11 protein-coding genes and 1 pseudogene are annotated in these 14,061 nt (G+C 73.3%); 4 read left to right on the top strand and 8 right to left on the bottom strand.

Going from position 1 to position 14,061, the window contains the following annotated elements:
- Positions 1-36: 36 nt before the first annotated feature.
- The 7 genes from argH to G7070_RS14255 all read right to left on the bottom strand — a co-directional run bounded on the left by argH (position 37) and on the right by G7070_RS14255 (position 7,042).
- Positions 37-1,452, bottom strand: coding sequence for an argininosuccinate lyase (gene argH, locus G7070_RS14285; RefSeq protein WP_166234292.1), 1,416 nt, complete (start codon positions 1,450-1,452; stop codon positions 37-39).
- Positions 1,449-1,952: an arginine repressor gene (locus tag G7070_RS14280; RefSeq protein WP_166234291.1), complete on the bottom strand. Its 504-nt coding sequence runs from the start codon at positions 1,950-1,952 to the stop codon at positions 1,449-1,451. The genes argH and G7070_RS14280 overlap by 4 nt, the downstream gene beginning before the upstream one ends.
- Positions 1,949-3,121, bottom strand: coding sequence for an acetylornithine transaminase (locus G7070_RS14275; protein WP_166234290.1), 1,173 nt, complete (start codon positions 3,119-3,121; stop codon positions 1,949-1,951). The genes G7070_RS14280 and G7070_RS14275 overlap by 4 nt, the downstream gene beginning before the upstream one ends.
- On the bottom strand, positions 3,118-4,020 hold the full coding sequence (gene argB / locus G7070_RS14270) for an acetylglutamate kinase (protein WP_166234289.1): 903 nt from the start codon (positions 4,018-4,020) through the stop codon (positions 3,118-3,120). Before argB ends, G7070_RS14275 begins: the two co-directional genes overlap by 4 nt.
- The gene (argJ, locus tag G7070_RS14265; RefSeq protein WP_166234288.1) at positions 4,017-5,171 is read right to left on the bottom strand and encodes a bifunctional glutamate N-acetyltransferase/amino-acid acetyltransferase ArgJ; all 1,155 of its coding nucleotides are present in this window, start codon (positions 5,169-5,171) and stop codon (positions 4,017-4,019) included. The genes argB and argJ overlap by 4 nt, the downstream gene beginning before the upstream one ends.
- Entirely contained in the window at positions 5,168-6,199 is a 1,032-nt protein-coding gene (gene argC / locus G7070_RS14260) for an N-acetyl-gamma-glutamyl-phosphate reductase (protein ID WP_166234287.1), read from the bottom strand. Before argC ends, argJ begins: the two co-directional genes overlap by 4 nt.
- A 192-nt stretch (positions 6,200-6,391) precedes the next feature.
- Entirely contained in the window at positions 6,392-7,042 is a 651-nt protein-coding gene (locus tag G7070_RS14255; protein WP_166234286.1) for a YdeI/OmpD-associated family protein, read from the bottom strand.
- 99 nt (positions 7,043-7,141) lie between these two features.
- Between G7070_RS14255 and nhaA the strand changes: the two genes are divergently transcribed.
- From nhaA to G7070_RS14240, 3 genes are all read left to right on the top strand, one after another.
- Positions 7,142-8,449, top strand: coding sequence for a Na+/H+ antiporter NhaA (gene nhaA, locus G7070_RS14250; RefSeq protein ID WP_166234285.1), 1,308 nt, complete (start codon positions 7,142-7,144; stop codon positions 8,447-8,449).
- A 120-nt stretch (positions 8,450-8,569) separates the two neighbouring features.
- Positions 8,570-9,148 carry a riboflavin biosynthesis intermediates N-glycosidase gene (locus G7070_RS14245; protein WP_166234284.1) on the top strand — a complete coding sequence of 193 codons (579 nt, stop codon included), beginning with the start codon at positions 8,570-8,572 and terminating at the stop codon, positions 9,146-9,148.
- Between the two features lie 11 nt (positions 9,149-9,159).
- On the top strand, positions 9,160-9,942 hold the full coding sequence (locus G7070_RS14240; protein WP_166234283.1) for a DUF4241 domain-containing protein: 783 nt from the start codon (positions 9,160-9,162) through the stop codon (positions 9,940-9,942).
- An 81-nt stretch (positions 9,943-10,023) separates the two neighbouring features.
- Here the strand turns inward: G7070_RS14240 and G7070_RS14235 are convergent.
- Positions 10,024-12,548 (bottom strand): annotated as a pseudogene (locus tag G7070_RS14235) (DEAD/DEAH box helicase).
- A gap of 103 nt (positions 12,549-12,651) precedes the next feature.
- On the opposite strand from G7070_RS14235, the gene G7070_RS14230 reads away from it, so the two are divergent.
- Positions 12,652-13,512, top strand: coding sequence for an alkaline phosphatase family protein (locus G7070_RS14230; RefSeq protein ID WP_166234282.1), 861 nt, complete (start codon positions 12,652-12,654; stop codon positions 13,510-13,512).
- The last annotated feature ends 549 nt before the right edge of the window (positions 13,513-14,061 follow it).

Below are 14,061 nucleotides of genomic sequence, written 5' to 3'. Positions count from 1 at the left end.
CGGAGCCCGTGCGCGCCCGCCCGGAACGGTGTCCCGTCAGCCGCCGATCCGCGCGCGGTGGTCGGCCAGCGCCGCGGCCGCCTCGTCCAGTTGCTCGGCGACCCGGACGCGGGCGGTGCCGCCGCGGCCGTCGCGCGCGTCGATCGAGCCGGCGACGGTCAGGACCCCCAGCACGTCGGGCGTCAGGGACCCGTCGATCGCGCCCAGGTCGTCCGGCGTCAGGTCGGTGAGCTCGATGCCGCGGTCCTCGCAGTACTGGACGGCCTTGCCGGCGATCTCGTGCGCCGAGGCGAACGGGACGCGCTGCCGCACGAGCCAGTCGGCGACGTCGGTGGCGAGCGAGAACCCCTGCGGGGCGCGCTCCGCCATCCGCTCCGGCTGGAACTGCAGCGTGGCGACCATGCCGGCGACGGCGGGCAGCAGGATGCGGAGCTGGTCAAGCCCGTCGAAGATCGGCTCCTTGTCCTCCTGCAGGTCCCGGTTGTAGGCCAGCGGCAGCCCCTTCAGCGTCGCGAGCAGGCCCGTCAGGTTGCCGATGAGGCGTCCGGCCTTGCCGCGGGCCAGTTCGGCCACGTCGGGGTTCTTCTTCTGCGGCATGATCGAGGAGCCGGTCGACCACGCGTCGTCGAGCTTGGCGAAGCCGAACTCGACCGTGGACCACAGGATGACCTCCTCGCTGATGCGGGACAGGTCCACCCCGATCATCGCCAGCACGAAGGCCGCCTCCGCGACGAGGTCGCGCGCGGCGGTGCCGTCGATCGAGTTCGGCACCGAGCCGGCGAAGCCGAGTTCGGCGGCGACGAACTCCGGGTCCAGCCCCAGCGAGGTGCCCGCCAGCGCCGCCGACCCGTAGGGCGACTGGGCCAGCCGCGCGTCCAGGTCGCGGAGGCGGTCCAGGTCGCGCAGCAGCGGCCAGGCGTGGGCGAGCAGGTGGTGGCTCAGCAGCACCGGCTGGGCGGACTGCAGGTGGGTGCGCCCGGGCATCGGGACGCCGAGGTGGGTGCGCGCCTGCCCGGCCAGAGCCTCGATCACGTCGGCCACGCCGGCGGCCACCACGAGCAGTTCCTCGCGCAGGTAGGCGCGGATCAGCGTCGCGATCTGATCGTTGCGCGAGCGGCCGGCGCGCAGGCGTCCCCCGAGCTCGTGCCCGGCGCGCTCCATCAGGCCGCGCTCCAGCGCCCCGTGGACGTCCTCGTCGGTGTCGGCCGCCACGAAGGCGCCGGACGCGACGTCGGCGTCCAGCCGGTCGAGGGCGGCCAGCATGTCGGCCAACTCGGCGTCGGTGAGGAGGGCGGCGCGGTGCAGCGCCTTGGCGTGGGCCCGCGAGCCGGCGATGTCGAGGTGCGCCAGTCGCCAGTCGAACTGCGTGGACTTCGACAGCGCGAACATCGCCTCGGCGGGTCCCCCGTCGAACCGTCCGCCCCACAGCCGTCCCTGACCGGCCTCGCTCATACGTCGCTCCCCTTCTGGCCCGCGCCGAACGCGAGCAGGTCCTCGGCCAGCGCCGCCCCGCCCAGCGGGTCGCGGCTCACCAGCAGTATCGAATCGTCCCCGGCGATGGTACCGAGCACCGCGTCCAGTCCGGCGCGGTCGATGGCCGAGGCCAGGAACTGCGCCGCGCCCGGAGGCGTCTTGAGCACGACGAGGTTCGCCGACGCCTCCGCGCTCAGCATGAGTTCGGACGCCAGCCGCGCCAGCCGCGCCTGCGCCCGGCCGACGTCGGCTGCCTCGACGTCGCGCACCGCGTAGATCAGCTCGCCGGACGCCGAGCGCAGCCGCACCGCCCCGACGTCGACCAGGTCGCGCGACAGCGTGCCCTGGCTGACGCCGAAGCCCTCGCCCGCCAGCAGATCGGCCAGCTCGGTCTGGGACCGGATCGCCCGCCGCGTCAGCAGTTCCACGATCCTGCCCTGCCGGGCGGCCTTCGTCCCGGGCACCGCGCGATCGCTCACGCGACGAGCGCGGGCAGCGCGTCGACGAAGGTCTGCAGCTCGTCGGGGGTGACGATCAGCGGCGGCGCGAGCCGCAGCACGCCGGGACGCGGCGCATTGATGATGAACCCGGCCTCCAGGGCGCGGGCGGCGACGCGCGCGCTGATCTCCTCGGTCAGGACGACGCCGCGCAGCAGCCCCCGCCCCCGGACATGGTCGATCTGCGGCAGGCCCAGGCCCTCGATCGCCGCGGCGAGCCACTCTCCGGTCCGGGTGGCGTGCGCCAGCAGATCCTCGGACTCGATGATGTCGAGAACCGTCAGCGCCGCTCGGGCGGCCAGCGGGTTGCCGCCGAACGTCGTGCCGTGCTGCCCGGGCTTCATCAGCTCCGCGGCCCGACCCACGGCGATGCAGGCCCCGACCGGGAACCCGCCGCCGAGCCCCTTGGCCAGCGTGACCAGGTCGCCCTGGACACCCTGGGCCGCGGACGCGAGCCAGGCGCCGGTGCGCCCGACGCCCGTCTGCACCTCGTCGAACCACAACAGCGCGCCATGGGCGTCGCACAGCTCGCGGGCCAGGGCCAGGTAGCCCTCGGGCGCCTCGACGACGCCGTTCTCGCCCTGCAGCGGCTCCATCACGACCGCGGCCGTCCGGTCGTCCACCGCGGCGCGCAGCGCGTCGGCGTCGCCGTAGGGCACCCACACGACCGGGCCGCCCGGCAGCGGCTCGAACGGCGCCCGGTACTTCTCGGTGGAGGTCAGCGACAGCGCGCCGAGCGTCCGGCCGTGGAAGGAGCCCTCCATCGCCACGATCCGGCTGCGGCCGGTGAGCCGGGTGACCTTCAGGGCGGCCTCGTTCGCCTCGCTGCCGGAGTTCGCGAGGAACGTGCGGGCCGGGAGCGAACCGCCGACCAGGGCGTCCAGCCGCTCGGCGAGTTCGATCTGCGGCGCGGTCGTGAAGAGGTTCGAGACGTGCATGAGCGTCCCGGCCTGCTCGGCGATCGCCGCCACCAGGCGCGGGTGGCAGTGGCCCAGCGCGTTGACCGCGATGCCGCCCAGCAGGTCGAGGTAGCGGGTTCCGTCAACGTCCCAGACCCAGGGGCCCTCGCCGCGCTCGAGGACGCGCGGCGGCGTCCCGAAGGTGTTCATCAGGGCCGTCTCGTAGCGGCCGAGCATCGCCTGGCCGGTCATGCGGGCACCACCATGGTTCCGACTCCTTCGTCCGTGAAGATCTCCAGCAGCAGCGAGTGCGGGCGGCGGCCGTCCACGATCGTGGCCAGCGGGACGCCGCCCTCCACCGCGGCCAGGCACGCCTCCATCTTGGGGATCATGCCGCTGGAGAGGTTCGGCAGGATCGCCCGGAGTTCGGTGGTGTTGATCGAGGCGATGATCTCGTCGGTGCTGGGCCAGTTGCTGAACAGGCCCTCCACGTCGGTCAGGACCAGCAGCCGCTCGGCGTGCAGTCCGGCGGCCAGGGCGGCGGCCGCCGTGTCGGCGTTGATGTTGAGCACCGCGCCCGAGGCGTCGGGGGCGACCGAGGCGACCACGGGGATGCGGCCGGCCTCGATCAGGTCCGCCACGGCGGCGCTGTTGACGTCGACGACCTCGCCGACGCTTCCCAGGTCGACGGGCTGGCCGTCCACGACGGTGCCGCGACGCTGGGCGGTGAACAGCCCGGCGTCCTCACCGGACATGCCCACGGCCAGCGGCCCGTGCGCGTTCAGCAGGCCGACCAGCTCGCGGCCCACCTGCCCCACCAGCACCATCCGGACGACCTCCATCGCCTCCGGGGTGGTGACCCGCAGGCCGCCCTTGAACTCGGAGGGGATGTCGAGGCGCTGCAGCATCGCGTTGATCTGCGGCCCGCCGCCGTGCACGACCACGGGCCGGACGCCGCAGCGGCGCAGGAACACGACGTCCTCGACGAAGGCCCGCTTGAGGGCGTCGCTGGTCATCGCGTTGCCGCCGTACTTGATGACGATGGTCTTGCCCGCGTACTTCTCCAGCCAGGGCAGCGCCTCGATGAGCGTGCCCGCCTTGGTGTAGATCTCGCTCTGCAGTTGGGCGGTGCGCGTCGTGATGGGGGTCATGAGGAGTACTCCGCGTTCTCTTTGACGTAGTCGTAGGTGAGGTCGTTGGTCCACACGGTCGCCTGCTCCGGGCCGGCGGCCAGGTCGATCTCGACCACGACCTCCCGCGGCGTCAGGTCCACCAGCGAGCGGTCCTCCCCCAGGCCGCCGCGGTCGAACACCTTCACACCGTTGAACGAGACGCTGACCTGCTCGGGGTCGAACGTCGCGCGCGAGGTGCCCGCCGAGGCCAGGACGCGCCCCCAGTTGGGGTCGTTGCCGAAGATCGCGGTCTTGAACAGGTTCGAGCGGGTCACGGCGCGGGCGACGTCGAGCGCGTCGTCCTCGGTCGCCGCGTTCACCACCGTCACCGCGATGTCGTGGCTGGCGCCCTCGGCGTCCGCGAGCAGTTGGCGGGCCAGCGACGCGCACACGTGCGTGAGCGCGGCGGTGAACTCCTCGGCGTCCGGGGCGACGCCGGAGGCCCCGCTGGCGAGCAGGATCACGGTGTCGTTGGTGGACATGCAGCCGTCGGAGTCGGTGCGGTCGAAGGTGACGCGGGTCGCGGCCCGCAGCGCGGCGTCCGCCTGCTCGGCGGTCAGGTCGGCGTCGGTGGTCAGCACCACCAGCATGGTCGCCAGCGCGGGCGCCAGCATCCCGGCGCCCTTCGCCATCCCGCCGACGCTCCAGCCCGCCTCGGACGCCGCGGCGGCCTGCTTGCTCACCGTGTCGGTCGTCATGATCGCCTCGGCGGCCGCGGTCGCGCCGGCCTCCGACAGTTCGGCCGCGGCGGCCTTGACGCCGGAGACCACGGCGTCCATGGGGAGCCGGACGCCGATGAGCCCGGTCGAGCAGACCGCGATCCGGTCGGGGCTGCTGTCGAGGACCGAGGCCGTCACCGTCGCCGTGTCGCGGGCGTCGGCCAGCCCGTCGGCGCCGGTGCACGCGTTCGCGCCCCCGGAGTTGAGGACGACCGCGTCGAGTTCGCCGCCGGCCAGCGCGTCGATCGACCAGACCACCGGGGCGGCCTTGAACCGGTTGGACGTGAACACGCCGGCGGCGACCCGGGAGGGTCCGACGTTGCGGACCAGCGCGAGGTCGCGGCGTCCGGAGGCCTTGATGCCGGCGGCGACGCCGGCGGCCTGGAATCCGCGGGCTGCGGTGACGCTCACGGGGCGACTCCCATCGTGGTGAGGCCCTGGGTCTCGGGGAGGCCCAGGGCGATGTTCATGGACTGGATGGCGCCGCCGGCGGTGCCCTTGGCGAGGTTGTCGAGCGCGGCGACGACCACGAGCCGGTTCGCGGCCTCGTCGACCGCCACCTGGACGTGGACGTAGTTGCTGCCCAGCACGGACTGGGTCTGCGGCCACAGCCCCTCGGGCAGCAGGGTGACGAAGGGCTCGTCGGCCCAGGCGGACGCGTAGGCGTCCCGGACCTGCTGCACCGTCGTGGGGCCCGACAGCGGCGCGGAGACGGTGGCCAGGATCCCCCGGCTCATCGGCACGAGCACCGGCGTGAAGGACAGGGTCGGCGCGGCGGCGCCGAGCTTGCGCAGGTTCTGCAGGATCTCCGGGACGTGCCGGTGGACGCCCCCCACGCCGTAGGCGGACGCCGACCCCATCAGCTCCGCGCCGAGCAGGTGCGGCTTGAGCGACTTGCCCGCGCCCGAGGGGCCGGTCGGCGCGACGGCGACCACGTCGTGGCCGTCGACGATGCCGGCGGAGACGGCGGGCGCCAGCGCGAGCGTGATCGTGGTCGGGAAGCAGCCCGGCACGGCGATGCGGCGGCTCCCGGCCAACCGCTCGCGCTGCCCGGGCAGCTCGGGCAGGCCGTAGGGCCACGTGCCCGCGTGCTCGGTGCCGTAGAAGGCGGCCCAGTCCTGCGCGGACTCGAGCCGGAAGTCGGCGCCGGAGTCGATGACCAGGACGTCCTCGCCCAGCGAGGCGGCCACCTCGGCCGACGCCCCGTGCGGGAGGGCCAGGAAGACCACGTCGTGACCGGCGAGGTTGGCGGGCGTGGTGTCGAGGACGTCGCGGTCCAGCAGGGTCGTCAGGTGCTGGTGGTGCTGGCCGAGCTTGGTGCCGGCCGAGGTCTTGGCGGTCAACGCGCCGATCTCCACGTCGTCCCGGGTGGCCAGGAGGCGCAGCAGCTCACCGCCCGCGTAGCCGGTGCAGCCCGCGACTGCGATCTTGATCGTCATAGCATGAGTATGCAGTCATCGGAATAAAAATGCCACCCGGGTTGTCGCCCGCGCGGGGACCTCGCCGTCGTCCGCGCCGCGGTTCGCCGCCCATGACGCCGAATGGTTGCGTCGGCACGGCCCGTAACGCGAGGATCGCGCACCATGACGCCGCCCGGCCGCAGGATCCCGGGAATCCGTCCGGTTACCGGGTCAGTCCAGGCCCAGCTCGGCCCGCAGCCGCCGCACCCAGGCGGGCTCGTCGCCGTAGCGCTGCGGCGGGATCAGCCGACCGGCCGCGCTGTCCTCCACGAGTTGGGCCAGGCGGCGCTCCCGCGTCTGGGGACGCTTGGCCCCGGCCAGCCAGCTCGTCACGAGCCGTCGGTAGGACGCCGGGGCGCGGTCCCACCAGGCGCGGGCGGCCGGGACGGCGTCCAGCGCGGCGGCGTCCGCCTCGGTGAGCTCGCCGGGTGGCACCTCGAAGCTGTAGACGCCCGTGCGTCCGGCCTGGCGGGCCTCGAACGCGGCGAGCCCGGCGGGCGTCATCCGCCCCTCCGCGATCAGTCGCTCCACGTGCGCGACGTTCACCAGGCTCCAGTTGCTGCCCGGACGCCGCGGCGTCCAGCGCTGGCGGCGGCTGTCGTCGTCGATCCGCTGCGACAGCGAGTCGATCCAGCCGAAGCACAGGGCCTCGGGCACCGCCTGATCCCAGGTGAGACCGCGTGGCCGCACGTGCGCCTTGGAGAGCCCCATCCACAGCTCCGGCGCGGTGTCGTGGTGCTCCTCCAGCCAGGCGCGGAACTCCTCGGGGCCGTCGAAGAACACGGCTGGACGCTCGGGGGTACCGCCGTCGCGAGGGGACATGGTGGTCATCCTGCCACGGCGGTTGCAGTAAAGTATTCAACGGTGTGCCGGGAAGTCTGGTCGGCGAAGTCCCCGACCGACGACTCCGAGAGGCCGCTCATGGCATCCCCCCGCCGCCCCTTCTTCAGCCGCTCCAGCTACGCCGAGACGCTGCGCGTCGGCGAGATCCTCCGCCGCGAGACGACCGGCGGGATGCTGCTGATCGCGGCGGCCGTCATCGCCCTCATCTGGGCGAACTCGCCCGCCGCCGGCAGCTACTTCGGGCTGCGCGACCTGACGGTGGGGCCCGAGGCGCTCCACCTGAACCTCAGCCTGGGCGCGTGGGCCGCCGACGGACTGCTGGCCGTGTTCTTCTTCCTGGTCGGGCTCGAACTCAAGAACGAACTCGTCGCCGGCGACCTGCGCGACCCCTCCAAGGCGATGGTCCCTGTCGTGGCGGCCGCCGCCGGCGTCGCGGTGCCGGCGCTGCTGTTCACGCTGGTCAACCTCGGCTCCCCCGAGGGCCTGCAGGGCTGGGCGATCCCGGCGGCCACCGACATCGCGTTCGCGGTGGCGGTGCTCGCCATCATCGGCACACACCTGCCCAGCGCGCTGCGGCTCTTCCTGCTCACCCTGGCCGTCGTGGACGACCTGATCGCCATCCTCATCATCGCCGTGTTCTACTCCGGCGACATCGACTTCCTCGCGCTGGCGCTGTTCGTGGTGCCCGCAGCGGTGTACGCGTTCTGCGTCCAGCGGTTCCCGGCGTTCTTCGAGCGGCACGCCTGGGCCGCCTGGGTGTTCCTGCTGCCGCTGGGCCTCGCCGCCTGGGGCCTGCTGCACGCCTCGGGGATCCACGCCACCATCGCGGGCGTGGTGCTGGGCCTGGTGGTCCCGGCCCGCGTCGCGCGCGGCGCCACCCGCGGCCTCACGACCGTGTTCGAGCACCGCTACCGCCCGCTGTCCACCGGCATCGCCGTGCCCGTGTTCGCCTTCTTCTCCGCCGGCGTCGCCGTCGGCGGCTGGGACGGGCTCGTCTCGGCAGCCACCTCCCCGGTGGCCCTGGGCATCATCGTCGGGCTCGTTCTGGGCAAGCCGCTGGGGATCGTGTCGGCCACGTGGGCCCTCACGCGTTTCACCCGCGCGACCCTGGACGACGCCGTGCGCTGGATCGACCTGATCGGCGTCGGGTTGCTGGCCGGGATCGGGTTCACCGTCTCGCTGCTGGTCGGCGAGCTCAGCTTCGGGCTGGGCAGTCCGCTCAACGACGCCGCCAAGGTCGGCGTCCTGCTGGCCTCGCTGCTGGCCGCGCTCGCGGCGTCCGCCGTGCTGATCCCGCGCAACCGGCGCTACGCCGCCATCGCGCGCGCCGACGCCGTGGACGCCGACGCCGACGGCATCCCGGACGTCTACGAGGACAACGACTGACCCTCGTCCCGGCCGGCGACCGCGGTGCGCTGTGCGATACGGACGCCGGACCCGGTCGGCGGCCGACGCCTACACTGCAGCGACGCGAACCCCCGACACGCGACCCAGAAGGAGCCCCCCATGGCGACCGACCAGGACCCCACCGCCGCGCTCGCCGCGCTCGTGGAGCGCGAGCGGGCCGGCGACCTGCCGCCACTGCTGCACTTCTGGGGCCACTCGGCGCGCGCCGGGGCCGTCACGCAGGCGTGCCTGAGCCAGTGGTTCGTCGCCCCGTTCGAGGTGGAGGGCGTGACCTACCCCAGCGCCGAGCACTTCATGATGGCCGCCAAGGCGCGCCTGTTCGGCGACGAGGACGCTCTCGCCGCGATCCTGGCCGCCGCGACGCCGGCGGACGCCAAGGCGCTCGGCCGGCGGGTGCGCGGCTTCGACCCGGCCGCCTGGGACGCCGCCGGCTACCCGGCCGTGGTCACCGCGAACGTGGCCAAGTTCGGGCAGAACCGCGAACTCGGGGCGTTCCTGCTCGGTACCGGGGACGCCGTCCTGGTGGAGGCGAGCCCCGTGGACGCCGTGTGGGGCATCGGGCTGGCGGCCGACGCCCCCGACGCCGCCACCCCGAGCCGCTGGCGCGGCCGCAACCTGCTCGGGTTCGCGCTGATGGCCGCTCGCGACCGGCTCCGCGCCGAGCGCGCCACGCCGTAGACTCCTCGCCCATGGAAACCCCCGACCTGTTGGCCCTGGCGACCGGGACCGTCCCCGGCTGGAAGTACCACCACCGCGTCGTCGACCTCGGCGTCCTGCAGTTGCCCACCGGCGTCCTGGAGGCCAGCGACCCGTTCACCAGCCTCGGCTCGGGCGTCCGCGTCCAGCTGCCGCCGGGTGCCTATCCGGTGAAGGTGACGATCGCGGACGTCTCCGACGAGCCCGACGGCGGTGAGGACGTGAACTCCTACCTCAGCGTGGTGATCGCCGACGGCGAGGTGGCCCGCGTGCGCCCGCTCATGCGCGACGACGTGGCCGCCGGCGTCGAGCCCACCGGCGGGAAGGACGCCTGGGTCGGAGTGGACGCGGGCACGGTGGCGTTCGTCGACGTCGGCGCCCTGATGAACGGCATGCCCGCGGGCGTCGACTGGTACGAGACGTACTTCGAGAGCGACGATCCCGGCGAGCAGGACTGGTTCACCCGCCTGGACGACGGCGAGGGCTCCGCCCTGATCGTGCTGCCGCTGGCGACCGCCGGCGAGAACATCGCGCTCGCCAGCTCCGGCTACGGCGACGGCGGCTACTCCCTGCTGGCCAGCTACGACACGGACGGGCGCCTGCTGGGCGTCCACCTCGACCTGGAGGTCGAGGAGCGGCGCGAGCCCGATGCGTCCGACGACGAGGACGACCCCGACGACCAGCCCACCGACCACTCCGCGCACGAGTCCGGCCCCTCGGGCGAGGGCCGGGGCGAGACCGACGACCGCCCCTGGTGGAAGCGGATCTTCGGCTGACCCCTGTCCGGGTGCGGGTTCGCGTCCGGCGATCGTCCGCCCACGCCCCGCCACCGCCCCGCCCCGGCTGGAAGGTGAGCCCTAGTCCTGCCGGCTGAGGTCGGTGACGTGCAGCACCAGGTCGCCGGCCTCGTCGCACTCATCCAGGTCGACCCAGGCGTGCAAGGCCCAGTCCCGGTTCCCGTCGGGGTCGGCGATGATCTGGCGCACCTGCCAGGTGCGGCCCTTCTCCTCCACGGCGAAGAACACCGGCCCGCGGGCGTCCGCGTCGGTGAGCATCTCGTCGTGCTCGTCCCAGTAGTCGCCCAGCGCCTCGTCCCAGCGGGTGCGGGTCATCACGACCGGCTGCGCCGTCTCCAGGGACGCCAGCGTGTCCAGGTCGTCGTCGGCCATCAGCTCGACGCGCCGCCACATCGCGTTGCGCACCAGGACGCGGAACGCGCGGGCGTTGCCAGTGACCGGGCGCGACGGCTCGGGGCGGCGTCCGGCTCGAGCGCGTCGGTGTCGGACAGCGCCGCGAGCCGGTTCCACTCGTCGATCAGCGAGGAGTCGACCAGGCGGGTGACCTCGCCCAGCCAAGCGATCAGGTCGGCGAGTTCCTCGGTGCGGGACGCCTCGGGCACGGTCTGGCGCAGCGCGCGGTAGGCGTCCGAGAGGTAGCGCAGCAGCAGGCCCTCGCTGCGTTGCACCTTGTAATGCGCCACGAACTCGCCGAACCGCATGCCGCGGGCGTACATGTCGCGGACCACCGACTTGGGCTTGACCGGGGTCTCTGAGAGCCACGGGTGCAGCGCGGCGTAGATCTGGTGCGTCCGGGTGAGGACGTCGGCCAGCGGGCGGGGCCAGGTGATCTCGTCGAGGGCGTCCATGCGCTCCTCGTACTCCATGCCGTCGGCCTTCATCTCCTGTACCGCCTCGCCGCGGGCGGCGAACTGCTGCTGCAGCAGGATGACCATCGGGTCCTCCAGCGTCGCCTCGATGACGCTGACGACGTCGAGGGCGTACTCCGGCGCCTCCGGGTCCAGGGTCTCGATGACGGCCAGGGCGAACGCCGACAGGGGCTGGTTGAGGGCGAAGTCGCGCTGCAGGTCCACGGCGAGGGCGTGCCGGCGTCCGCCCGGGGTGGGCTCGGGCAGCCGCTCGACGACGCCCGCGCGCAGCAGCGAGCGCCCGAGCTGAGCCGCCCGCCGGACGAGCCGGCGGCGCGTGGCGGCGTCCGGGTTGATCGAGTCGATCAGGCGGACGACCGCCGCTCCGGTGTCCTCGTCGCGCTGCAGCAGGTTGAGCAGCAGCCCGTGGCTGATCGTGAGGCGCGGGTGGAGTTCCTCGGGCTCGGACTCGATGAGCTTGGCGAAGGTGCCCTCGCCGTAGTTCACGAACCCCTCGGGCGCCTTCTTGCGCCGCACCGAGCGCAGCTTCTTGGGGTCGTCGGCGAACTTGGCGACGATGCGTGCGTTCTCGACCTCGTGGTCGGGGGCCTGCGCGACGACGTAGCCGACGGTGTCGAAGCCGGCGCGCCCGGCGCGTCCGGCGATCTGGTGGAACTCGCGGCTGCGCAGCACGCGCTGCCGGCGTCCGTCGAACTTGGTCAGGGCGCTGAACAGCACCGTCCGGATCGGCACGTTGATCCCGACGCCGAGCGTGTCGGTGCCGCAGATGACGGCCAGCAGGCCGCGCTGGGCCAGGCGCTCGACCAGGCGGCGGTACCGCGGCAGCATCCCCGCGTGGTGGACGCCGATGCCGGCCCGCAGCAGCTTGGCCAGGCTCGTGCCGAACCCGCTGGCGAACCCGAAGCCCCGCAGTTCCTCGGCGAGTTCCTCCCGGTGCGCCGAGCCGGCGACCCCCTGGCTGAGCAGGGCCTGGGCGCGCTCGACGGCGGCCGCCTGCGTGCCGTGCACGACGTAGACGGGCGCCTGGTGCGTCGCCACCAGGTTCCCGATGGTTTCGTGGATCGGCTCCAGGGACCAGGAGAACGTCAGCGGGACGGGGCGGGTGGCGCCGCCGATGACCGCGGTGTCGCGTCCGGTGGTGGCGGTCAGCCGGTCCGCGAGCCTGCTCACGTCGCCCAGCGTCGCGGACATGATGATGAACTGCGCCTGCGGCAGTTCGACGAGCGGGACGTGCCAGGCCCAGCCGCGGTCGGGGTCGGCGATGAAGTGGAACTCGTCCATGATCACCTGCCCGACGTCGGCGTCCCGGCCCTCCCGCAGCGCGATGTTGGCGAGGATCTCGGCGGTGCAGCAAACGATCGGCGCCTCGGGGTTCACCGACGCGTCGCCGGTGACCATGCCGACGGCCTCGGCGCCGAAGGCGTCCACGAGGGCGAAGAACTTCTCGCTGACCAGCGCCTTGATCGGGGCGGTGTAGTAGCTGCGCTCCCCGGCCGCGAGCGCCGCGAAGTGGGCCCCGGTCGCGATGAGCGACTTGCCCGAGCCCGTCGGCGTCGTGACGACGAGGTTGGCCCCGGTGAGGATCTCGAGCAGCGCCTCGTCCTGGTGCGGGTACAACTCCAGGCCGCCGCGGCCGGCCCAGGCGGTGAAGCCGTCGTACAGGGCGTCGGGGTCCGTGCGCTCGGCACCGGTCGGGAAGAAAGGGATCAGCGTCATGTCCGCCCCATCGTCTCACGCGGGCGCCGGGCCGCCGGGAACGACGACGCGGGGCGTCCGGCTGGCTAGAGTTCCGGCGTCCTCGAATCCAGGAGTCGTCGCCATGTCCGGGTCCCCCGCGCGCCAACACGTCCTCGTCGTCGCGTGGGACGGGGTCCGCGACGACGAACGCCGGGCGGCCGCCACGCCGCACCTGGACGCGCTCGCCGCCCGCGGCTTCCTGAGCACCGTCCGCGTGGACGCCCGTAACCCCACCATCTCCGGGCCGGTCTGGTCGACGGTCGCGACCGGGGTGTACAGCGACGCCCACGGCGTCCGCGACAACGACTTCCGCGGCCACCGCTACCGCGAGCATCCCGACTTCATCACCCGGCTGCTGGCGGCGCGTCCGGAGACGACGGCCTTCGCCGCCGGCCAGTGGCCGCCGCTGTTCACCGCGACCGACGGTGGGCCGCTGTTCCCCCGGAGCGCGTACCGGCCGGCGCCCGGCGTCCTGATCGAGGACGGCCCCACGCTGCTCGCCCTCGACGAGGCCACCACCGGACGCTGCGCCGCCGAACTGCTGACCCGCGACCACGCGCTGGTGTTCGCCTACCTCGTGCTGCCCGACATGGTCGGCCACGACCAGGGCGTCACCCCGCTCTACCGCGCGGCCATCGAGACCTGCGACGACCAGCTCGGGGTGCTGCTGGCGGCCATCGCGGCGCGTCCGGGGCGCGCTCAGGAGGAATGGACGGTGATCGTGCTGACCGACCACGGCCACCGCGACGAGGGCCATCACGGGGGCGACTCCGACGAGGAGCGGCTGGCGTGGATCGCGGCGTCCGGCCCGGGGATCACCGCGGCGTCCGGGCGAGGCGTGGACCACGCCGACGTCGCCGCCCACGTGCTGGCAGTGCTGGGCGTCGACGTGCCCGCCGGGGCGATGCTCGGCGTACCGTTCGGCACGCGTCCGGCGCCGTGAGCGCCCGGTCGCCCGGGTCTTCGCGCTGGAGGCGGAAGCGCGGCTGACTGGGTTCGCCGGAGTCCTGAACGGCGACGGGACATCGTCGCGGGGCGATCCGTCCGCTGGTGTCCGGGCTGATGGGCACCCAGCACGTCGTCGATGCGTGGCTCTGGACGCCGGGTCTGGACGGCAGACGCCTGGTCGTGACGCCTGGTGTGACGCTTTGTCGTGACGCTTTGTCGTAACGCCTTGTCGATGGCATCCCTCCCAGACGCCCCCTCTTGCGTCAGTCGCCCCCGCAGGAACGGGGGCAACTGACCCGACCGGGGGCGACTCGTCACAAACGGGGGCGGCCCGTCACAACCGCGGGCGGCTCGTCGCAAAATGGGGCGACTCGTCACAAACGCGGGCGGCTCGTCGCAAAAAGGGGCGCCTCGTCACAGCAGCGGGCGCCTCGTCACAGCAGCGGGCGGCTCGTCGCAGAAGCGGGTTCAACGCGACGAGGTACGGCCAACACACCGGATCTCGCTTCCAGTCGCCCCCTCTAGTGTCAGACGCCCCCGCAGG

Source organism: Propioniciclava coleopterorum, assembly GCF_011393335.1.
Classification (GTDB): domain Bacteria; phylum Actinomycetota; class Actinomycetes; order Propionibacteriales; family Propionibacteriaceae; genus Propioniciclava; species Propioniciclava coleopterorum.
This window is presented reverse-complemented; position numbering and strand designations above follow the sequence as displayed.

What these genes read in the sequence shown, in the direction of transcription:
- G7070_RS14230 (WP_166234282.1), top strand. Translation starts at nt 12,652, where the DNA reads ATGTCCGGGTCCCCCGCGCGCCAACACGTCCTCGTCGTCGCGTGGGAC.
- G7070_RS14255 (WP_166234286.1), bottom strand. Translation starts at nt 7,042, where the DNA reads ATGTCCCCTCGCGACGGCGGTACCCCCGAGCGTCCAGCCGTGTTCTTC.
- nhaA (WP_166234285.1), top strand. Translation starts at nt 7,142, where the DNA reads ATGGCATCCCCCCGCCGCCCCTTCTTCAGCCGCTCCAGCTACGCCGAG.
- argH (WP_166234292.1), bottom strand. Translation starts at nt 1,452, where the DNA reads ATGAGCGAGGCCGGTCAGGGACGGCTGTGGGGCGGACGGTTCGACGGG.
- G7070_RS14240 (WP_166234283.1), top strand. Translation starts at nt 9,160, where the DNA reads ATGGAAACCCCCGACCTGTTGGCCCTGGCGACCGGGACCGTCCCCGGC.
- G7070_RS14245 (WP_166234284.1), top strand. Translation starts at nt 8,570, where the DNA reads ATGGCGACCGACCAGGACCCCACCGCCGCGCTCGCCGCGCTCGTGGAG.
- G7070_RS14275 (WP_166234290.1), bottom strand. Translation starts at nt 3,121, where the DNA reads ATGACCGGCCAGGCGATGCTCGGCCGCTACGAGACGGCCCTGATGAAC.
- argB (WP_166234289.1), bottom strand. Translation starts at nt 4,020, where the DNA reads ATGACCCCCATCACGACGCGCACCGCCCAACTGCAGAGCGAGATCTAC.
- argC (WP_166234287.1), bottom strand. Translation starts at nt 6,199, where the DNA reads ATGACGATCAAGATCGCAGTCGCGGGCTGCACCGGCTACGCGGGCGGT.